Genomic DNA, 19,569 nt, shown 5'->3' with positions numbered 1-19,569 from the left:
CCCACTGCGTATCGAGTTGACGATGCCCCATTGAGTCGATCATGTGACGCCCGTTTGTGGTGAACTCAACAAGGATGATTTCCTATAATGCCGACTCAGGGTTCTGGATGTATTCTGCTTCCTTCTGTGCCGGCCACCGGCGTGCAATCGTGATCCAAGGACATGGACATGGACTTGAATTTGAAAATTGATACATCTGCTCAAGACCGCGTAATCTCATTCGGCAGCGGTCTGGCGGCAATACCAGAGCGCCTGCTATTAGCCCACGCACGAGGCCAGGTCCTCTTTATATGCGGTGCAGGTATTTCGATGCCTGCTCATTTACCCGACTTCCGTCAGCTTGTAGTGGATGTCTATAAAAAGTTGGACCCCAGCGTTTATGCAGTTCTTACGAAGTTACCGCGTAGTGCATGTAACCAATGGGAAGCAGATGTGTCTCACCTCAATGATCCCCAAAAGGCGGAGGTCAAACGGTTTATCATCGGAGACTTCGACGTAGTCCTTGGCATGCTTGAAAGACGCCTTGACGGCCGCACGCATGGTGGCAGTCAAGTTAGACACGCTGTAGCCGAACGTTTGCGAGCTGGCAATACCAAGCCGGCCCCTATTCATCGCGCACTTATGCGACTTGCTGATCGAGGGGGCGCGGTTACTGTCGTCACGACAAACTTTGACCAGCTTCTTGAACGTGCAGGGACGCGTCGCGGCTCTACAATTCAAACTTACTCACTAGGGGCGATCCCCAGACCGACTCGGCAGTTGGATTTCGCAGGAGTGTTTCATATCCACGGCGTGCTTGAGCCGCAGCCAAATCGTGTTTCTGAACTAGTTATTTCGGACCAGGACTTCGGCGAGTTTTATCTACGTCGTCGAGTTGTTCCGGATCTAATTTACGATGCTGCTCGCTTGTACCACTTAGTTTTGGTTGGCTACAGCGCCAACGATCCACCGATGCGATACCTGTTAAATGCGGTAGCTGCAGATGGGTTTCGTTTCGGAGATTTGAAGGAGAGATTCACATTTTTTGGATCTGGCACACCTGACCCTGTCGCGCTTGAGGATTGGAAGGCACGTGGTATCACACCAATACACTACGATGCTCAAAACGACCATTCCGCATTACGAGAGACACTTGAACGCTGGGCGACTTTTTCGGCAAATAATGGAAGTCCTCGCCGTATAGATGCCGAAATTCGCCGGATTGTGAGAAACCCCAGAGCATTATCGCCGGAAGCGGATCGCGACTTGTTCGATCACTTGATTAGAAGAGGCAACACAAGTGAGCGAATTAGATTGTCTGCGCTAGCATCTGGTAGAAAAGCTGACCTCGGTTGGCTCGATGCAATCATTAAAATCGGTGCAGAAAAAGACCAGGATCGCCGCCCATGATTTCGGATTTGGCTTATCTCGATGAGCAAGATCGTGCCTCGCTGCAAGCAATGATTGCGTTTCTCCAGCAACGATTAGCGGACGCTGGAACAATTGATTGGGCGTTGCGTTTAAAACCGCAGCAGCGAGTGGAACGCATTGCCATTGAGTATCTGCTACGAGGTTCTCCTGGACGTAATCTCGATGAACCTTGGAACTCTGCATGGCAGTTGATCGAAGAAAGCTGGACATCTCCGAGGATCGAATCGGATCCATCGACTGCGATCTATGACATTCAAAATCGGCTTCGCGCAGGAGATCGATCGGGTGCAGTCATTTCAAGAATTGTAGCCTGCGTCATGCCGAGCCTGAGTGTTGAAGCACGCGACTCTTGGCACCGCCGATTCGCGAAACGACCAAGTCGCCCTAGAACGTTCGAGCACCTTCTTTCTGCAAAGCTGACCAGCGGCGAGCTAATAGATTTAGACGTGCTGGAACTTGTACAGTTAACAGATGTAGCCTTTCTAAAGGAATTAGGGGTTGCACTGGAATCAGCTGTAAACCTCGGACTTCAAGTAGCTCGACGGCTCGGCTGGAATGATCAAGATCATTTCTGGAAACTTGGGGATTTGCGACGGGTATATTATGCCATCGGGACACCCGATGACGATAATGGCCGTGACCCCGACGCTTTTCACACTGGAATCGCCCCATCAGTCAAACTTCTTTTCGCAGTTGTCGGGCGGATCGCGGAGATAAGCCTTCCTGATGCACAGCAATTCGTCGAACGGTGGAGGGCCGAGCAATCATCTGTCCATACACGTCTTTGGGCAGCCGCTGCTCGCAATCCAGAACTCGTTAGGCCCACACAAGTTATCGCATTCCTTGCCAACCTCGATGATCTTCACTTTTGGAATTTGCACATCTTTCCGGAAATAGCAGAGCTTCGTGCAATACGATTTGGCGATCTAGACCTCCAGTCTCAGAAGACGATAGCCAAACGAATACACAAAGGTCCTCCGCGCAATTTCTGGCCGAAGAAAGTGGAGGCTGAAAAAATCAAAGAGGCCCGAACTTACCAAGCTGTCAGAGAGTTTAGACGGATCGAAGCCGCGGGGGGAGCGTTGCCACTGGATGAACAGGAATGGATGAACTCAAACCTTAGTCGGTTCAGTGATCTGGTAGACATGGGCGTGGACGGAGGGCTTCCGAAAGGCCCAACGGCGTATTGGGTTCAGCCAAATCCAGATTCAAAATATGATTCTATGACTGGCGTTACTCGCTTGCGAGCGTTGGAAGCTGCTCTTTTAACTAGTCGTGACGGTTGGAGTCACAGTCCTGCAGAGGGCGCGAATGACTGGCTTCAAGAGTTCGAAAATACACAGCTAGTACTAGGGGATCTGGAATCTGCTGGTAATGGTGGAGACGATTTCCCCTGTGTCTGGAATCGTTTCGGTTGGGCACACGTACCGACCATGAAAGATGGCAACTCCATTCTTACTCGTGACCTTCAAGCTGAAGCCGAGCGGGTGCTCTCGATGCTGAGTCAGACCACCGAGAACACACTTTCGGTTGCAATCGAGGGCGTCTGCGCCTGGTTGGACGCTTGGCGGACCCAAGTTGTATTTTCCAATCTTGGCTTGCCTGTCTGGGAGAAGGTTTGGCCATTAGCTGTCGAAGCTACCAATATACAAACAGCCCATACAGATGATGCCAATCTCAACGCTTTGGTTCGTAACGCAAACGATGACGACGAGCCGATGGACCTAGATACGCTCAATACGCCTGTAGGGAAGCTAGTGGGCGTATTTATTGAAGCCTGGCGATCACTTGCCGGGGCCGAGGTTCTCTTCGCCGAGAGCACCATCACCCGCACGATGCGGGATACAGCAATCAGTGCAACTGGCCGCAGCGGTTTGATCGTTCGACATCGCTTCATCGAGCATTTGCCGTATTTTCTTCGCTCTGATCGACACTGGGCTGAAGTAAACCTGATCTCGCCATTGTTGATAAATGATGACGCCTCAGTCCCCCTCTGGCGTGCTGTAGCCCGACGTACACGTTACAGCGACGTTCTAAAAATCATCGGCAACGAAATGGTCGGAAGGGCTAATGATCGGCGCCTTGGACGCGAAGCTCGACAAAGCTTGGTATTCAGCCTTGTCATAGAAAGTCTGCACTCCTTCAGAGAGGAGCGTGAACCAGCAGTATCCAATCCAAAAATTCTCCAAATGCTGCGGAATTTGGACGATGAAATTCGTGCCACTGCTGCTAACGCGGTTCAGCAATTTGTTCGAGAGCTATCTGCTAATAAATTAGATGACATAGAAGCACCTGGCGCCGCTGAACTGTTCAGAACGGCGGTCGCGCCATTTCTCAAACAGGTCTGGCCGTCAGAGCGCTCATTAGCCACTCCCGGTGTTAGTGGTTCGTTTGCTGTTCTCCCAGCGGCATCGGAAGATGCTTTTGGTGAGGCCGTCGACGTCATCGAACGCTTCCTCGTTCCATTCAAGTGCTGGTCGTTGATTGCCTACGGCCTATATGGAGAGGTCCACGGAGTGAAGAAGCTTTCTATTATCGACAACGAATACAAAGCAAAAGCCTTACTCCGCCTGTTTGATCTCACCATTGGAAACTCGGATGGAGCAATCATTCCTTACGATCTCACCGAGGCTTTAGATCAAATACAATATGTCGCTCCTGAGCTTACAAAAGATCCGATCTATAGACGACTCTCTACTGCGGCTAGGCGCTAATGGCTTCCAGCTTTTACGCATGCTTGTCGTTTGCATCTACGATAAAATTTGGATGTCTACTGTGGGCTGCGCCAATGCTGTTCGACGATCGTGAATACCTCGCCAAAGAGGCTGCGAGCCTTTTTGAAACACGCCGGGGACCCTGGCAATTTGGTAGAGAGACGGGTGCGAAGACTCGCGCAAATTCGTTAGCGGCACCCCGCCAAAGTTAGTTAACTGGTTAACTCGGCTGGTTAACTTGGCTGAATGCCTTATGGAACGTGGCTTGTAGCCCGGTTAACTAAGCATTTGAGCAGGTTAACTCGGCTGCCCGTCAATTCACCTGAGAGGCAGGCGGGCCGTGGCTTTCAGCGCGGTTAACTAAGGAGTTAACCGACTAAATTACTCGGTTAACTGGTTAACCACTCGAACTGGTCGGTAATATCGGCTGATAGCCAAGCGGGCTGCGGCCTCCAGGCAGTTAACTCAGTTGGTTAACTGGGTTGAAAGTCTTATGGCTCATGGCTTGCAGGCCGGTTAACTAAGCATTTGAGCTGGTTGACTCGCCTATCCGCCAGCGCTTGCAGGTGATAGCTCGCGCTCGCTCCCGCGTTTTGAACGCGGTGCTGATCCGTCATTTCATCGCGACCAATTACAACGGAAATATTGGGGGTGTCGTTCCTCAAAACGATCCCACCAACGCGGTGCGGTGCGGTGGATGGTCTTGCTGATCATCTGCCTTTTCAGCTGATCTTTCCGCCGACCTGGCTGTTTCTGTTCCCCCAAAAAAACACTGGGGTACAAGTTCCCCCGTTCAAGTCCCCGGAAACATTGACTGTTCCCACTGTTCCCCCGTTCCCCCATTTTTTGAAATCAGTCACACATTGGATGGGGGACAATCGCGACAGGTAGGCGTGCCTGCAAGCATTGTTGAGCGCTTTTGAACTACTCTAACCCCGTCTCGCCCAACTTTCCGAGGATGAAATGCTGAAAAAATTTCTAGAATACGAATTTTTCGTTGAGGTCATTCTTATTTCCGTAATTGGGCTTTGTTTACTCATACTCTTGTTTAAGGTGGTAATTCCAAATTTTGGATCTAAATCTCTTACGGCCAGCTGGATGACAATGCTTGGTGCTTTCGTTATATTTGGATATTCAATATTTGTTGAGTTAAAAGAAGAAAAATTCAAGTCAGGCTTTAACACCTACTCATGTTTTACAGAAGACATGAGCCTATTCAACTACATCATTCCATTCTACAACCTAGAAAACTGCGGATTGCTACGATATCAGGAAGATAACTCGATAACCTATCCGAAAGACAACTTAACAAAAGATGACTCTCTGTCAGTGGGTGCTGAGTTAATACTCATCAACGCCATATCTTACATCGCGTCGGATTTTAGAGATTGGCGCTCTGAGAAATACTCTTCCCCAGGCTCTTATCGCATGACGTTCCGCCTGATTAAAGATGCAGGTAGAGATACAGTAATTCTAGAGGGCGAGGTGCTTTGCAAATCTAGCTTTAAATATTTTACATTCCTGCCGAAAGCTGCCAGCACTTTCAGCGGTTATTCTATACTCCCTAGGGGCTGTAAATTATCCCTGAAGGGTAAAAAGCTAGTACTCTCTAATTCTCATTTCTCCTTCGAGGTTGAGCCGTTTGAACTCGGGCGTGTGTATAGAATAGAAAGTGAACACCCCGAAAGCGTATGGGCCACTGACTTTGACGTAAGAGTTTCTTATATATTATTTAAGTCAAAATCTGGGCATTGGCACCGTTCAGAATATGAAGGTTTTTGCCAGGCATTGGCAGAGGGAATTAAAGCGCGTCTTGAAGTGCCAAAAGATCGATGGCCAAAGTCGCGCTCTTGGGCGTAACTGACTCCAATGACAAACGTCCGTTTCCTGCCGGCTTGCTGCCTTCCACTTCATCGGTGCGCATTGGTTCATTCATATGCAGACGGTGGTTCGGCAGCAACGTATGTAAGGGCTTGCTCCTACTAGGGTGTCGTTTGAAGAAACGCCTCCCGACGTGCCGTCCGTCTACGTCAGGCATTGGCATATTTCTTTTTGGGGGCAGATTTGGGGGCAAGCAAATCACCCAAACCACATCAACCCTTTATTTACACGGCCTATAGGCATTGGTTCTGTTCCGTCTCTGGCACCAAATACCGAAAACCCTGAATCGCAAGATTCAGGGTTTTTTTATGCCTGCGATTTGATGAGGCACCGGTCCAGCCACCATCGAAGCGACAATTTCCCACCTCCTCTCGACACGCCAGCAAGTGCCCGTAATGGTTGCCGGGGCTGAGTCCCCCCAAAAGCTTCAGACATTGGAAATCGGCCCTTCCTGACAGTCTCTTGTTTTGTCGGAACGCTCCGTATGCTTTAACGGAATTGGATGACATACGCTGATCATCGGCTTGTGCAGAATCGGAGGGTAAGCTGCCGCACAGGCGGGAGCAGAGACACAACAGGGAAGACAATGACTGAGGCCATTCAACCAGACGTCGAAACCGCTGAGTTTTTTACCGAACAAGAAATCAGAACGTTCAGCTTTGATATCCAGCAGTCAGCATTGCTGCACATGTTCGCCGAAGAACTGGCCGCCATCGGCGGGCCGCAGGCACCCGGAGCCAAGTCCAAAGCCGCTTTGGCAGCTATTGAATTGAAGTTCTCGTTCTCGAAAGACCAATGCGAACTGCTGAGTGCCTATTCCGATGGCCTTGTTTCCGCGTTGATCTTTGATGGGTTGCAAAAAATCTCAGACGTCAGCCCTCCAGATGAACTACCAGACCAGACTTCCCTGGAAAACCGAAGCGACGTCCTTTGTCTGGCCGCCCGTAATCAGATCCTGTTGAAACTGGTAGATAACAGGGCCTTTGCCTACGACATGGACAATGAAGGAAAACTGATTCGACTGGTGGCCAACTTCAAGGGGGGCGGACTGAGCAAAATCCCTACGGAGCCGGACATCAAAGAACTGAGTTCCCACTCAGGCCTGGCGCTTGGCCCACACACCGAGGCGCCTTACTGGTGCGCCATAAACGCAAAAGACGGGCACTCCCCATCGCCGTCGTCGCTCATACTCTCCGCCCTTTGGAACCCGAGCCTGGAACCGACTTCGGTAATTGCGCTGCCACCCGTGCTGGAAAAAATCGGTGTAACCAACTGCCTCGCCCTGACTACAGGGAATTTTCAGTTCACCCGCAGTGACTCCTTCGTCAGTGGCAAGGGAGGGGACGGGCGCAATGTTTCGATACTGGAGTTCGATGACAAGGTCGGATTCGCGGCCCGTTTCAACTCATACCGATTTTCGGTTAACGGCAATGCCTCACGTTTCGTCAAAACGGCCTATGCCGCCCTTTGCCGGGGTGTGCGCGAAGCAACTCCAATCGAATACACGCTGACGCAAGAGTCCGCATTGCTCATCAATAACGTTCGGGCGCTCCACGGCCGGGACATCATCCAAGACAACAGACGGGTGCTAGTTCGCATTTTTGGCCTGTCGAAATTTTCGTCTCCTATCGTTATTTCAGAAGACCCACTGAGGCTGCAGGGCTGACTTTTGGATGACTTGCCAGTAACTGTAAAAGAGGGATCGGAATGTCTTGGGATCTAATTAGCCTGTTAGCGCTCGTCGCATTTTGCGCCGGCTTTTTTGATGCAATAGCAGGTGGGGGCGGATTGATAACATTGCCTGCACTGTTTCTGGCTGGGGTGGACCCTATCAGTGCGATTGCCACGAACAAGTTCCAGGCTGCTTCGGCAACTGTTTCGGCAACTGTAACCTTTGCTCGCAAAGGAATGATCGAGTGGCGCGAAGGCCGTTTCCTGGTTGTCTGCGGATTTATTGGCGGCGCCAGTGGTGCCTTGCTGGTCAGCTCTATTGATAAGCACTATCTGGAAGTTTGCGTACCTATCATGCTGATTCTGGTGGCCATCTATTTTGCGCTCTCACCAAAGCTGGCCAATGAAGATCGACGCAAGAGAATCGGCATTCTGCTTTTTTCGTTTAGCGTTGCGCCGATTCTTGGCTTCTACGACGGTATATTTGGCCCCGGTGTAGGCTCTTTCTTTATCGTCGGATTCGTACTGCTCTGCGGCTTGGGCATGATGCGGGCCATGAGCTTTACCAAACTTGCCAATGCCTCATGCAATCTCGGTTCTCTGTCGGTCTTTATCACCAAAGGTGTGATTATCTGGCCGGTAGCCATTGCCATGGCTTTGGCGGCCTTCGTCGGTGCTCAATTGGGTGCACGGGCCGCTGTTCGGGTCGGGCCACGGCTGATCAAACCTATGTTGATCGTGGTCTGCTGCGCCTTGGCCATCAAGCTGCTGAGCGTAGAAACCAACCCTTTACGCGTTGCACTCATCCAGACATTGGCGTCGTTATGATCATCACGTCGATAATGATCGGCGCTCCAGATGGGGCTGTACGCCGTTCATGACACCACATACAAGAAACCCTGAATCACAAGATTCAGGGTCTGATTACGCCCCCTGGATTTGCAGCCTCCCGTTAACTCGCATCATTCCAGTGGAAAACCAGGTTACGGGCTACACCACTGCCAACATCGGCAACGTCCTGCCGCGTTTCGCCGTTGCGCGTCGCAATGACCGTGTATTTACCGGCAGGCAGTTTCACGTAAACCAGCGGACCGGCGTCATTGAGCGTCAGCACGGTCTGCCCCGGGGCTTTCTGAATAACCACATTCACGTCAGGAGCGTATTCATTTCCCGTCCCGACAGAGAACGTCATGTGCAGGTTATAGCCGGTGGTCTGCTGGATGGCCTTGGACTCATCCTCGCCGATACCGCCGGACAGGTAAGTGATGCCGTTTTGCTCCTGGCTTTGCACCTGTACCCCCGAGCTGTCGATGGGCTCAAGGCTGGCGGCAGGTGACATCGCTGGAAACATCAGCACGCCTACAGCGGTGAGGGGCAACAGGAGTGTATGGAGGTATTTCATGATGACGACTCCCGGGTTCTGCAGAACCCAATCGTTACACTCATTGGATTTTCAGTCGGAGGGAGGGGTTTAGATTGATTTGGCCTGAGTACGAAACGTACTACGCCATTTGTTCCTCAGCCTTCGCCCAGATTCAGACCCGTCCTGCCAGAGGACCCGGTATTTCCTGCCTGTTTTTCAGTAACTCCCGGCATCTTCGAAGGGTGCTCACTTGTCATTCTCTTTCGCTGTTCAACCTGCTGCGGAAGACCTCATGACGGCCCTCACATCCAATGACACTCACGATCCACATCTGGCATCACTGCTTTGCAACCTTGGAAAAATGATCCATCAGGCACGTCAGAAAGTGCTTCGGGCGGTCGATACCGTGCAAGTGCAAACCTGTTGGAAAATTGGCCAGCACATCGTTGAATTCGAACAGAACGGCGCGCGCCGGGCCAGGTATGGCAAAGAGTTACCGTCGACCTTGGCCAAAGTGCTAACTGCGGAGTTCGGAAAGGGATTTGACGCTTCCAACCTTCGGTATATGCGTCTGTTCTATCAAGCCTTTCCAATTCGTGACGCACTGCGTCACGAATTGAGCTGGACCCACTATCGCCGCCTGCTTCGGGTCGACAACGACAGCGCTCGTCTCTGGTACATGAACGAATCAGCCACCCAAAACTGGTCAAGCCGAGCGCTGGAGCGCCAGATCAATACGTTGTACTACGAGCGCCTGCTGGCGAGCCGCGATCGCGGCAGCGTCAAGCAGGAGGCCGCCACCCACATTCAAAACATGAAGGCCAGCCCTCGGGATTTCATCCGTGATCCGGTGGTACTGGAGTTCCTTGGTTTACCCAATGCCGACAAGCTTCAGGAAAGCGAGATCGAACAAGCGCTGCTCGAACAACTGCAGGGCTTCTTGCTGGAACTGGGAAAGGGCTTCGCGTTCATTGCCCGCCAGCAACGCATCATTATCGGCAGCAAAGACTTCTGCATCGACCTGGTGTTCTACAACTACTTGCTCAAGTGCTTCGTCATCTTCGATATCAAGCGCGGTGAACTGACCCATCAGGATGTGGGGCAGATGGACATGTACGTGCGCATGTACGACGACCTCAAGCGCGGCACGCAAGACAGCCCCACCGTCGGCATCATTCTCTGTGCGCAAAAGGATGAATCCGTGGTGCGTTACTCAGTGCTGGAAGGAAACGAGCAACTACTCGCCAGCAAGTACAAGCTTGTCCTGCCGAGTGAAGAACAACTGCGTAACGAACTGGATCGGCAATGGGCAGCACTTGAAGAACGACTGCTCGATCAACAACTGCGTTGAGGCGAATGGATTGTTCATCAACGGCATCAAGACTATCGTTGGCAGCTACCCGCAAAGGACTGACGCCGATGAATTTGCAGGACACACCTCCACTGGCCCCCAGTCACATCGAGTTGCCGCTGCCGGATACCACCCCCGGCAAACCGTTCAAGGAAACCGCCTCGGACGGTTTCATCCTCGGTGGCTTCACCTGGCGACACCCTTCTCGGGACGCCGCTCGTCCGGTCGTGATCATCAATGCCGCCACCTCGGTCCGTTGCCGCCATTACTCGCGCTTCGCCGACTACCTGTTCGCCCGCGGCTTCGATGTCATCACCTATGACTACCGCGGCATCGGCGAGTCGCGGCCGGCATCGCTCAAGGGGCTTCAAGCCTCGTGGACCGATTGGGGAGCGCTGGATTTCGAGGCGATGCTCAAGCGCGCACAGCGTGAGTTCCCAAGGCAGCCTATCGATGTGGTCGGCCACAGCTTTGGCGGCTGTGCAGCGGGCCTGGGGGCGTCCGGGCACCTGATCCGGCGTCTGGTGACGGTCGGTGCGCAATTCGCCTACTGGCGCGACTATGCGCCGGCCCATCGCTGGCGCATGTTCGGCAAGTGGCATGTGCTGATGCCACTGGTGACAATGCTCTACGGCTACTTTCCGGGCAAACGCCTTGGCTGGCTGGAAGACACACCCGCCGGCGTGGTCCGTGACTGGAGCCTCTCCACTGCCCGTTACGAGAAACGCCCCAGCGGCCGCACAATCAGCAAAACCGCCGGACAGCTACCCTTTGCCGGCGTCACCGCGCAAACCCTGGCCATCAGCATCAGCGACGATCCCTACGGCACGGTTCCGGCCATCGAACGCCTGCTTGGCTACTTCACCGGCAGCACAAACTCTCACCTGCGTATCCATCCCCAAGACATCGGCGAAGAAGAAGTCGGACATTTCGCCTTTTTTCGCAGCGCATACCAAGCCACACTATGGCCCATTGCATTGGCCTGGCTGCAAAACGGCGAACTGGCCCCCGATACCCCCGGGCGGCGAGTGCCACGCAGTTAGGGGGCGTTCTCAATTAGTTTTCACGCCGCGCCGGGAAAACTAATTGAGAGCGCCCCCTAGGCCTTTTGCCCCTTCAACGAATACGGAACGACGCCCATGGCCTCCGCCAACAAGCAGCACAAACGCGCCTCCCGCGCCAAGGCCAAGGCCAAGCAGAACCGCACCCAGCGGGCTGCCGCGCCGGTGGAACTGGACCCGAACGATGATCGCATCGACTTCGAATCGGTAGACCTGACCGACATGTTCAAAGAGATGATCGATGCACAAAAGATCAGCCAGCAGACCATGTGCGCGGCCTTTCTGGAACATCCGCTTATCGCACTGGTACTGGAGCAGGAAGGTGAGGAAACAGCGACAGACTTCATCCTCGCTGCTCTGATCGAATATCGCCAATGGTCGGCCGAAACCGACGAGGCCGGCGCCCTGGCGTGGATCGAATCACCGGCCTTCCAGGCTGACTACGTGGCGGCGTCCGACGCCATTGCCGCGCAAACCCAACAGAAACCGAACTGAGTTCCCATGGCCTCCCTGAACAAGCAACAGAAACGCGCCAAGCGCGCAAAAGCCAAAGCCAAGCAGATCAATATCCACGGCCGCAAACCCGCCGCGCTGGACGATGACCTTGACCACCTCGCCGAGCCGATCCCGGAATACACCCTGGCGATGTTCAGCAAAATGCGCGACGCGGAAGCCGTCAGCCGCAACGAAATGCTCTCGGTGCTGCTGACGAACCTCGCCTTTATCATCATCGACCACCCAGAACTGCTGGACATGGAAAACGCCGACGACGAAGGCATGGCCGCCACCCACCTGGCCGCTGACATGCTGATCGACTACCGCATGTGGGCTGACGGCATGGATCGCGAGACCGCCCAGGCCTGGCTGAGCGAGCCGCAGTTCATTGCTGACTTCAGCGCTGCACTGGATGTCTACCGCGAGTCGCTGGAAGCGCCGGAAGAAAAAGCCGAGTAAAGGTTTCGACAGAAACAAAAACGGCCGCTCGTCATCACTGACAGCGGCCTTTTTTGGCTCTGAATCGATCGTTTTCCTTCCGTCAGACACCACGTATATCCCGTTGACATATCCAACACAAAACCTATCCTTTGGACTCATCGCGCCAGCAAAAGCGCAGGAGGTCCAAATGGAACAGACAACCCTTTTCATGAGCAATCGAAGCCAGGCCGTTCGCCTGCCGAAAGCTGTAGCCATGCCAAGCGACGTGAAACGAGTCGACGTCGTCGCCGTAGGTCGAAGCCGAATCATCACGCCCGCCGGTGAAACCTGGGACAGTTGGTTCGATGGCGAAAGCATCACGGCAGACTTCATGACCGATCGCGAGCAACCTGCCGATCAGGAGCGTGAGTCGTTCTGATGATCAAGTACATGCTCGATACCAACATCTGCATCTTCACCATCAAGAACAAACCACAGGTGGTACGGGAGGCGTTCAACCGTCATCACGGCCAACTGTGCATCAGTGCGGTCACGCTGATGGAGCTGATTTACGGCGCGGAAAAATCAGCTGCCCCCGAAAAAAACCTGGCGGTCATCGAAGGCTTCGCCGCCCGACTTGAAGTCCTGCCCTTCGACAATGAAGCTGCAGCGCACACCGGGATGATCCGATCCGAGCTGGCAAAAGCCGGCACACCCATAGGCCCGTATGACCAGATGATTGCCGGGCACGCACGCTCACGCGGGTTTATCGTGGTCACCAACAACCTGCGGGAGTTTGAGCGCGTTCCGGGGTTACGCGTAGAAGACTGGGTTCATGTCGACTGAACACAGAACAATCGACAGAAACAAAAACGGCCGCTTGTCATCACTGACAGCGGCCGTTTTGCATTACACGGTATGGATCAGTTCAGCACTACCGCGCCACGTTCTTCCAGCTTGCGGCGGCGAGCCACCAGCAAGCCGGCCGCTACCACCAGAGCACTGAGCAAGCCGGTCGCGAGAATTTCCACGCGATGGGCATCCTGGAACAGCATGATGGTCAGGGCCGCGACGATGAAGACGATCACCGCGTAGGTCAGGCCCGGGAACAGCCACATGCTGAAGGCGATTTTCTCGCCGCGCGCTATACGCTGCTTACGCATGCGCAGTTGCGAAATCGCAATCACCAGGTACACCAGCAGTGCGATGGCACCGGAGCTGGCCAGCAGGAACTCGAACACCGCAGCCGGAGCCACGTAGTTGGCGAATGTTGCCAGGAACGCGGCGCCAGTGGACAGCATCACTGCCCAGTAAGGCGTGCCACTTTTGTTGGTACGCGTGGAAATCGCTGGCGCATCGCCGCGCTTGCCCAGGGAAAACATCATGCGCGACGACGTGTAGAGCGCCGAGTTCAGGCAGCTGGTCACAGCAACCAGTACCACAATGTCGACGATCATCTTGGCGTTCGGGATGCCCATGCGTTCAAGCACAGTCTGGTAGGAACCAACGCTGGCCAGGATCGGGTCGTTCCATGGCACCAGGGCCACAACGATGAAGATCGATACGAGGTAGAACAAGCCGATCCGCCAGATCACCGAGTTGGTGGCCTTGGAGATTTGCTTGCCCGGATCTTTCGATTCCGCGGCCGCGATGGTCACGATTTCGGTGCCCATGAAGGAGAACATGGTGGTCAGGATCGCGCCCAACACTGCGCCCATGCCGTTTGGCAGGAAGCCTTGGGTGTCGAACAGGTGCGAAACACCGCTGACCTGACTGTTCGGCAGGAAGCCGAAGATCGCCAGGACGCCGAGAACAATGAAACCAATGATCGCCACAACCTTGAGCAGGGCGAACCAGAACTCGAACTCACCGTAGTTCTTTACGCTGAACAGGTTGGTCACGGTCAGCAGCATCGTGATGACCAGAGCGAAGGCCCAGATGTCTACGCCAGGGAACCAGGCATGCAGGATGGTCGCGGCGGCGTTGGCTTCCAGCGGAATCACCAGCACCCAGAACCACCAGTAGAGCCAGCCGATGGTGAAACCGGCCCAGTGACCGATCGCGCGGTCGGCGTAAGTCGAAAACGAACCGGTGTCCGGCGAGGCAACGGCCATTTCGCCGAGCATGCGCATCACCAGCACCACCAACATGCCGGCGGCGGCGTAAGCCAACAGAACAGCCGGACCTGCAGCGGCGATGGCGTGACCCGAGCCAACGAACAAGCCGGCGCCGATAACCCCGGCAATCGACAGCATGGTCACGTGGCGCGGTTTGAGCCCCTGTTCGAGGCCATTAGAGCTTTGGGTACTGCTCATTAAAACTACCTTTGTAAGGAGAAGCGAATGCGTGCATCCCGTTCGGCGGACCTTCTCGTAAAAAGAAGCCAACAGGGCGTTCTGGATTCTGCACGCAATATTTGCGCCAAAATATTTCAAATCCTTCTAATCCGGCGATCTCGCCTCGACCGGACAGTCATCGCAACCCATTGAATTCAATGGCGCTTTGCCAGAGCGTTACCCTGCGACCCACTTTGTGTGGTGAATCAGCGCACCGGAAACACACCTGAAAATGGCTCCGCGCACATTAAAAGTGCACAAGCGGTGCATTTGGCCGGATAGCGCTTCCAACACCCTGTCAAAGCTGGCAACATCGCGCCTTTTTTTGCGGCAGCCACCGCGCTTTTTATCGACAGGCAAGGTTCAAACAGCTGTTCGGTTGTTGATGGGGCGACAGTCTGCTGCGCCGATGCGACAACCTGCCACGCACCAGCCATTTACCGTCCGTAGCGCTGTTGGCTGCCATTGAAACGCTATGCTAGGTTGGCCGCCTCGCCAGGAAGGCCGCCAACAGCAGGAGCGCAACATATATGAGGAACGCACATGGCTGAGGCCACGCCCGCGCTTGAAATCCGCAACTTGCACAAACGCTACGGTTCGCTGGAAGTGCTCAAAGGCATCTCGCTGACCGCCCGCGACGGCGATGTGATCTCGATCCTGGGTTCCTCCGGCTCCGGCAAGTCCACGTTCCTGCGGTGCATCAACCTGCTGGAAAACCCGCACCAGGGGCAGATCCTGGTCGCCGGCGAAGAACTCAAGCTCAAGGCCGCGAAGAACGGTGAACTGGTGGCCGCCGACGGCAAGCAGATCAATCGCCTGCGCAGCGAAATCGGTTTTGTGTTTCAAAACTTTAACCTGTGGCCGCACATGAGCGTGCTCGACAACATCATCGAAGCCCCGCGCCGCGTGCTCGGCCAGAGCAAGGCCGAAGCCATCGAAGTGGCCGAAGCCCTGCTGGCCAAGGTCGGCATCGCCGACAAGCGCCACGCCTACCCGGCGCAGTTGTCCGGTGGCCAGCAACAACGGGCGGCGATTGCCCGCACCCTGGCCATGCAGCCCAAGGTCATCCTGTTCGACGAGCCGACCTCGGCGCTTGACCCGGAAATGGTCCAGGAAGTACTTAATGTCATCCGCGCGCTGGCCGAAGAAGGCCGCACCATGCTGCTCGTGACCCACGAAATGGGCTTCGCCCGTCAGGTCTCCAGCGAAGTGGTGTTCCTCCACCAGGGCCTGGTAGAAGAGCAAGGATCGCCACAGCAGGTGTTCGAGAACCCGCTTTCGGCGCGCTGCAAACAATTCATGTCCAGCAACCGCTAACGGAGCTACCCACATGCAGAACTACAAAAAGGTCTTCCTGGCTGCCGCCGTCACCCTGGCGTTCAGCGCCGGTGCCATGGCCGAAACCCTGAAGATGGGCATCGAGGCGGCTTACCCGCCGTTCAACAATAAAGATGCCAGTGGCAATGTCGTCGGCTTCGACAAAGAAATCGGCGACGCCCTGTGCGCCAAGATGAAAGTCGAGTGCACCGTCGTGACCTCCGACTGGGACGGCATCATCCCGGCCCTGAACGCCAAGAAGTTCGACTTCCTGATCTCCTCGATGTCGATCACCGACGAGCGCAAGCAAGCGGTGGACTTCACCGACCCGTACTACTCCAACAAGCTGCAGTTCATCGCCAAGAAAGACATCGACTTCAAAACCGACAAGGCGGCGCTCAAAGGCAAGATCATCGGCGCCCAGCGCGCGACCCTGGCCGGCACCTTCCTGGAAGACCACTATGGTGACGACATCACCATCAAGCTCTACGACACCCAGGAAAACGCCTACCTCGACCTGACTTCCGGCCGCCTGGACGGCATCCTGGCCGACAAGTACGTCAACTACGAATGGCTGAAAAGCGACGCTGGCCGTAGCTACGAGTTCAAGGGCGACCCAGTGGAAGAAAGCGACAAGATCGGTATTGCCGTGCGCAAGAAGGACCCGATCCGCGAGAAGCTGAACACTGCGCTGAAAGAAATCGTCGCTGACGGCACCTACAAGAAGATCAACGACAAGTACTTCCCGTTCAGCATCTATTGATACTGACCTGCCTGACCGGCGCCTGATGGTGCCGGTTCTCGGCCTTGCCTGCCGCGATTTGAAAAGAAATCCATGATTATCGACCTCTACGGATTCGGCCCGGCGCTCGCCGCTGGCGCGCTGATGACTGTGAAACTGGCACTCTCGGCCCTGTGCCTGGGGCTGGTGCTCGGTCTGCTCGGCGCCTTGGCCAAGACTTCCCCGTACAAGCCGCTGCAATGGCTTGGCGGCACTTATTCGACCCTGGTTCGCGGCATCCCGGAATTGCTCTGGGTGCTGTTGATCTACTTCGGCACGGTCAACCTGATGCGTGCCCTGGGCGAGTTCTTCGGCAACCCCGACCTTGAACTCAACGCCTTCGCCGCTGGCGTGATTGCGCTGGGCCTGTGCTTCGGCGCCTACGCCACGGAAGTGTTTCGTGGCGCGATCCTGGCCATCCCCAAAGGCCATCGTGAAGCCGGCGTGGCCCTGGGCCTGTCGAAGTGGCGCATCTTCACCAAATTGATCATGCCGCAGATGTGGCGCATCGCCCTGCCCGGCCTGGGCAACCTGTTCATGATCCTGATGAAAGACACCGCGCTGGTGTCGGTGATCGGCCTGGAAGAAATCATGCGTCATGCGCAAATCGGCGTGACCGTCTCCAAACAGCCGTTCACCTTCTATATGGTGGCCGCGTTCATGTACCTGAGCCTGACGGTGCTGGCGATGACCGGCATGCACTTCCTGGAAAAACGTGCCGCTCGCGGCTTCGCGAGGAGCACCCAATGAACTGGGAAGTCATCATCAAGTGGCTGCCGAAACTGGCCCAGGGCGCAACCCTGACCCTGGAACTGGTGGCCATCGCCGTGATCGCCGGTTTGCTGCTGGCCATTCCTCTGGGCATCGCCCGCTCGTCGCGCCTGTGGTGGGTACGGGCATTTCCCTACGGCTACATCTTCTTTTTCCGTGGAACGCCGCTGCTGGTTCAGCTGTTCCTGGTCTACTACGGCCTGGCGCAGTTCGACGCGATCCGTAACAGTTCGATGTGGCCGTACCTGCGCGATCCGTTCTGGTGCGCCACGGCGACCATGACCCTGCACACCGCGGCCTACATTGCGGAAATCCTGCGCGGCGCCATCCAGGCGATTCCACCGGGCGAGATCGAGGCGGCACGGGCACTGGGCATGTCCAGACCCAAGGCGCTGTTCTACATCATCCTGCCGCGCGCTGCGCGCATCGGCCTGCCGGCCTACAGCAACGAAGTGATCCTGATGCTCAAGGCCAGCGCCCTGGCCAGCACCGTGACCCTGCTGGAACTGACCGGCATGGCCCGTACCATCATTGCCCGAACCTACCTGCCGGTGGAGATCTTCTTCGCCGCGGGCATGTTCTACCTGGTAATGGCTTACGTGCTGGTGCGTGGCTTCAAGTTGCTGGAGCGCTGGTTGCGCGTCGATGCCTGCCAAGGGCGTTGAAGATTGCGTGTTGACGGGCGAGGCCCTGCTCGCCCGTTTCACCGTGCTGGATGCTTTTCTGACAGAGCATCAGGCACTGTGGAAACCTCGGCCGTTCACTCATCTGCAGCTACCCTGGGAAGCGTCCTACCCGGAGCTGGCCGCATGGCTGCGTGAGCGAACGCTGGAAGACGCGGAAAACGCTCACAACCAACCCGCCCTCCTGAATGCACCGGAACCCTTTGCTTCCTTGGCAAGGATGTCCGTTGCCTTGAGTGCCGTGGATGAATTGCCCGCACTCATGCTCGAAGCGGCCGGCCATCGATTGAACGTCGATGTACCGGGGCGCAAATGGCAACAGATCGAAGCCTTCGCCAGTCGATTGCAGTTTTCCGAAGCACCGCAGCATTGGCTGGACTGGTGCTCGGGCAAGGGACATCTGGGCCGCCGCCTGCTGCAACCGGGGCAACAACTGACGTGCCTGGAATACGACCCGGCACTGGTAACCAGCGGCCAGGCACTCAGCCAGCGTCATCACCTGCATGCACTGCATATCGAACAGGATGTGCTCGCGGCAGGCGCCGCTTGTCTACTGAGTGCGCATCACACGCCCGTCGCGCTTCATGCCTGCGGTGATTTGCATGTGCGGCTGATTCAACTCGCCAGCACCACAGGCTGCAAACAACTCGCCATTGCGCCGTGTTGCTACAACCGGATCAGTCTTGCCCAATATTCGCCGATTTCCTCGGCCGCCAAAGGCTCCGGCCTACAGCTTTCCCTCGACGACCTCGCGTTGCCCATGAGCGAAACCGTTACCGCCGGTGCCCGCGTGCGACGTCAACGCGACACCTCCATGGCCCGGCGTCTAGGCTTCGACTTGCTGCAACGGCAACTGCGCGGCCTGGACGAGTACCTGCCAACCCCTTCCCTGCCCAGCGCCTGGCTGGACAAATCTTTCGCCGATTACTGCCATCACCTGGCCGCACTCAAAGAGTTATCCACAATCGGCCCGCAAGATTGGCAAAGCCTTGAAGCCGCCGGTTGGCAGCGACTGGCCGAAGTGCGCAACCTTGAACTAATGCGCGGACTTTTCCGACGCCCGCTGGAGCTTTGGCTGGTCCTTGACCGGGCACTTTTCCTCGCCGAGCAGGGCTACAGCGTCCGCGTCGGCACCTTCTGCGAAACCCCGCTCACGCCGCGAAATTTCCTGCTCCTGGCCGAACGCGCCTAAACGCACCCGACCTGTGGATAACTCTGTTGATGGAATTATCGTGGATCCAATATCCACGCCGGTTTCAGGGCAAAATCCATACTGTTCATTTTTTATACACCTGCATAAAAAATCGAAAAAACA

General features: G+C 55.4%; 19 protein-coding genes. 16 read left to right on the top strand and 3 right to left on the bottom strand.

Translation table 11 applies throughout. The annotated features are described in order from the left end of the window. The first annotated feature begins 168 nt into the window (after positions 1 to 168). From WHX55_RS01390 to WHX55_RS01370, 5 genes are all read left to right on the top strand, one after another. Entirely contained in the window at positions 169 to 1,389 is a 1,221-nt protein-coding gene (locus tag WHX55_RS01390; RefSeq protein WP_353741882.1) for an SIR2 family protein, read from the top strand. Beyond that, complete coding sequence (locus WHX55_RS01385) at positions 1,386 to 4,124, top strand: hypothetical protein (RefSeq protein WP_353741881.1); 2,739 nt, start codon at positions 1,386 to 1,388, stop codon at positions 4,122 to 4,124. The genes WHX55_RS01390 and WHX55_RS01385 overlap by 4 nt, the downstream gene beginning before the upstream one ends. Positions 4,125 to 5,087: 963 nt before the next feature. After that, positions 5,088 to 5,984, top strand: coding sequence for a hypothetical protein (locus WHX55_RS01380; protein WP_353741880.1), 897 nt, complete (start codon positions 5,088 to 5,090; stop codon positions 5,982 to 5,984). 607 nt (positions 5,985 to 6,591) lie between these two features. Further along, the gene (locus WHX55_RS01375; protein ID WP_353741879.1) at positions 6,592 to 7,671 is read left to right on the top strand and encodes a hypothetical protein; all 1,080 of its coding nucleotides are present in this window, start codon (positions 6,592 to 6,594) and stop codon (positions 7,669 to 7,671) included. 41 nt (positions 7,672 to 7,712) lie between these two features. After that, the gene (locus WHX55_RS01370) at positions 7,713 to 8,504 is read left to right on the top strand and encodes a TSUP family transporter (RefSeq protein ID WP_353741878.1); all 792 of its coding nucleotides are present in this window, start codon (positions 7,713 to 7,715) and stop codon (positions 8,502 to 8,504) included. 124 nt (positions 8,505 to 8,628) lie between these two features. Here WHX55_RS01370 and WHX55_RS01365 read toward each other — a convergent pair whose 3' ends face one another. Further along, positions 8,629 to 9,078 (bottom strand): carboxypeptidase regulatory-like domain-containing protein, encoded by a 450-nt coding sequence (locus tag WHX55_RS01365; RefSeq protein ID WP_353741877.1) that lies wholly within the window; start codon positions 9,076 to 9,078, stop codon positions 8,629 to 8,631. 253 nt (positions 9,079 to 9,331) lie between these two features. Here WHX55_RS01365 and WHX55_RS01360 point away from each other — a divergent pair, with 253 nt between their 5' ends. From WHX55_RS01360 to vapC, 6 genes are all read left to right on the top strand, one after another. After that, complete coding sequence (locus WHX55_RS01360) at positions 9,332 to 10,390, top strand: PDDEXK nuclease domain-containing protein (RefSeq protein WP_353741876.1); 1,059 nt, start codon at positions 9,332 to 9,334, stop codon at positions 10,388 to 10,390. A 68-nt stretch (positions 10,391 to 10,458) separates the two neighbouring features. Further along, entirely contained in the window at positions 10,459 to 11,433 is a 975-nt protein-coding gene (locus WHX55_RS01355; protein ID WP_353741875.1) for an alpha/beta fold hydrolase, read from the top strand. A 96-nt stretch (positions 11,434 to 11,529) separates the two neighbouring features. After that, positions 11,530 to 11,946, top strand: a complete 417-nt coding sequence (locus tag WHX55_RS01350; RefSeq protein ID WP_150755628.1) for a hypothetical protein — start codon at positions 11,530 to 11,532, stop codon at positions 11,944 to 11,946. Between the two features lie 6 nt (positions 11,947 to 11,952). Continuing rightward, on the top strand, positions 11,953 to 12,405 hold the full coding sequence (locus tag WHX55_RS01345; RefSeq protein WP_353741874.1) for a hypothetical protein: 453 nt from the start codon (positions 11,953 to 11,955) through the stop codon (positions 12,403 to 12,405). A gap of 169 nt (positions 12,406 to 12,574) precedes the next feature. Further along, entirely contained in the window at positions 12,575 to 12,805 is a 231-nt protein-coding gene (gene vapB / locus WHX55_RS01340) for a type II toxin-antitoxin system VapB family antitoxin (protein WP_056725827.1), read from the top strand. Continuing rightward, positions 12,805 to 13,212: a tRNA(fMet)-specific endonuclease VapC gene (vapC, locus tag WHX55_RS01335; protein WP_150755626.1), complete on the top strand. Its 408-nt coding sequence runs from the start codon at positions 12,805 to 12,807 to the stop codon at positions 13,210 to 13,212. Before vapB ends, vapC begins: the two co-directional genes overlap by 1 nt. A gap of 77 nt (positions 13,213 to 13,289) precedes the next feature. On the opposite strand, the gene gabP is transcribed toward vapC, so the two are convergent. Together gabP and WHX55_RS01325 are read right to left on the bottom strand one after the other, a co-directional pair. Then, on the bottom strand, positions 13,290 to 14,681 hold the full coding sequence (gene gabP, locus WHX55_RS01330) for a GABA permease (RefSeq protein ID WP_353741873.1): 1,392 nt from the start codon (positions 14,679 to 14,681) through the stop codon (positions 13,290 to 13,292). Between the two features lie 227 nt (positions 14,682 to 14,908). Continuing rightward, positions 14,909 to 15,139 (bottom strand): hypothetical protein, encoded by a 231-nt coding sequence (locus tag WHX55_RS01325; RefSeq protein WP_353741872.1) that lies wholly within the window; start codon positions 15,137 to 15,139, stop codon positions 14,909 to 14,911. A gap of 106 nt (positions 15,140 to 15,245) precedes the next feature. Here WHX55_RS01325 and WHX55_RS01320 point away from each other — a divergent pair, with 106 nt between their 5' ends. The 5 genes from WHX55_RS01320 (at position 15,246) to WHX55_RS01300 (ending at position 19,446) form a co-directional block, all read left to right on the top strand. Then, positions 15,246 to 16,019: an ABC transporter ATP-binding protein gene (locus WHX55_RS01320; protein ID WP_007972784.1), complete on the top strand. Its 774-nt coding sequence runs from the start codon at positions 15,246 to 15,248 to the stop codon at positions 16,017 to 16,019. 13 nt (positions 16,020 to 16,032) lie between these two features. After that, a complete protein-coding gene (locus tag WHX55_RS01315) occupies positions 16,033 to 16,782 on the top strand; it encodes an ABC transporter substrate-binding protein (RefSeq protein WP_046040845.1) in 750 nt (249 codons plus the stop codon). 72 nt (positions 16,783 to 16,854) lie between these two features. Continuing rightward, a complete protein-coding gene (locus WHX55_RS01310; RefSeq protein WP_057712425.1) occupies positions 16,855 to 17,550 on the top strand; it encodes an ABC transporter permease in 696 nt (231 codons plus the stop codon). Beyond that, positions 17,547 to 18,236 carry an ABC transporter permease gene (locus WHX55_RS01305; RefSeq protein WP_008046525.1) on the top strand — a complete coding sequence of 230 codons (690 nt, stop codon included), beginning with the start codon at positions 17,547 to 17,549 and terminating at the stop codon, positions 18,234 to 18,236. Before WHX55_RS01310 ends, WHX55_RS01305 begins: the two co-directional genes overlap by 4 nt. After that, the gene (locus WHX55_RS01300; protein WP_353741871.1) at positions 18,217 to 19,446 is read left to right on the top strand and encodes a methyltransferase; all 1,230 of its coding nucleotides are present in this window, start codon (positions 18,217 to 18,219) and stop codon (positions 19,444 to 19,446) included. The genes WHX55_RS01305 and WHX55_RS01300 overlap by 20 nt, the downstream gene beginning before the upstream one ends. Positions 19,447 to 19,569 lie beyond the last annotated feature (123 nt).

This window comes from Pseudomonas fluorescens (assembly GCF_040448305.1).
GTDB lineage: Bacteria > Pseudomonadota > Gammaproteobacteria > Pseudomonadales > Pseudomonadaceae > Aquipseudomonas > Aquipseudomonas fluorescens_BH.
This window is presented reverse-complemented; position numbering and strand designations above follow the sequence as displayed.

Bases quoted from the DNA above. Each gene is read 5' to 3' on its own strand.
- WHX55_RS01370 (WP_353741878.1), top strand. From the start codon at position 7,713: ATGTCTTGGGATCTAATTAGCCTGTTAGCGCTCGTCGCATTTTGCGCC.
- WHX55_RS01360 (WP_353741876.1), top strand. From the start codon at position 9,332: ATGACGGCCCTCACATCCAATGACACTCACGATCCACATCTGGCATCA.
- WHX55_RS01355 (WP_353741875.1), top strand. From the start codon at position 10,459: ATGAATTTGCAGGACACACCTCCACTGGCCCCCAGTCACATCGAGTTG.
- WHX55_RS01385 (WP_353741881.1), top strand. From the start codon at position 1,386: ATGATTTCGGATTTGGCTTATCTCGATGAGCAAGATCGTGCCTCGCTG.
- WHX55_RS01325 (WP_353741872.1), bottom strand. From the start codon at position 15,139: ATGGCTGGTGCGTGGCAGGTTGTCGCATCGGCGCAGCAGACTGTCGCC.
- WHX55_RS01310 (WP_057712425.1), top strand. From the start codon at position 16,855: ATGATTATCGACCTCTACGGATTCGGCCCGGCGCTCGCCGCTGGCGCG.
- vapC (WP_150755626.1), top strand. From the start codon at position 12,805: ATGATCAAGTACATGCTCGATACCAACATCTGCATCTTCACCATCAAG.
- WHX55_RS01390 (WP_353741882.1), top strand. From the start codon at position 169: ATGGACTTGAATTTGAAAATTGATACATCTGCTCAAGACCGCGTAATC.
- WHX55_RS01350 (WP_150755628.1), top strand. From the start codon at position 11,530: ATGGCCTCCGCCAACAAGCAGCACAAACGCGCCTCCCGCGCCAAGGCC.
- WHX55_RS01345 (WP_353741874.1), top strand. From the start codon at position 11,953: ATGGCCTCCCTGAACAAGCAACAGAAACGCGCCAAGCGCGCAAAAGCC.
- vapB (WP_056725827.1), top strand. From the start codon at position 12,575: ATGGAACAGACAACCCTTTTCATGAGCAATCGAAGCCAGGCCGTTCGC.
- WHX55_RS01320 (WP_007972784.1), top strand. From the start codon at position 15,246: ATGGCTGAGGCCACGCCCGCGCTTGAAATCCGCAACTTGCACAAACGC.
- WHX55_RS01375 (WP_353741879.1), top strand. From the start codon at position 6,592: ATGACTGAGGCCATTCAACCAGACGTCGAAACCGCTGAGTTTTTTACC.
- WHX55_RS01305 (WP_008046525.1), top strand. From the start codon at position 17,547: ATGAACTGGGAAGTCATCATCAAGTGGCTGCCGAAACTGGCCCAGGGC.
- WHX55_RS01380 (WP_353741880.1), top strand. From the start codon at position 5,088: ATGCTGAAAAAATTTCTAGAATACGAATTTTTCGTTGAGGTCATTCTT.
- WHX55_RS01315 (WP_046040845.1), top strand. From the start codon at position 16,033: ATGCAGAACTACAAAAAGGTCTTCCTGGCTGCCGCCGTCACCCTGGCG.
- WHX55_RS01300 (WP_353741871.1), top strand. From the start codon at position 18,217: ATGCCTGCCAAGGGCGTTGAAGATTGCGTGTTGACGGGCGAGGCCCTG.
- gabP (WP_353741873.1), bottom strand. From the start codon at position 14,681: ATGAGCAGTACCCAAAGCTCTAATGGCCTCGAACAGGGGCTCAAACCG.
- WHX55_RS01365 (WP_353741877.1), bottom strand. From the start codon at position 9,078: ATGAAATACCTCCATACACTCCTGTTGCCCCTCACCGCTGTAGGCGTG.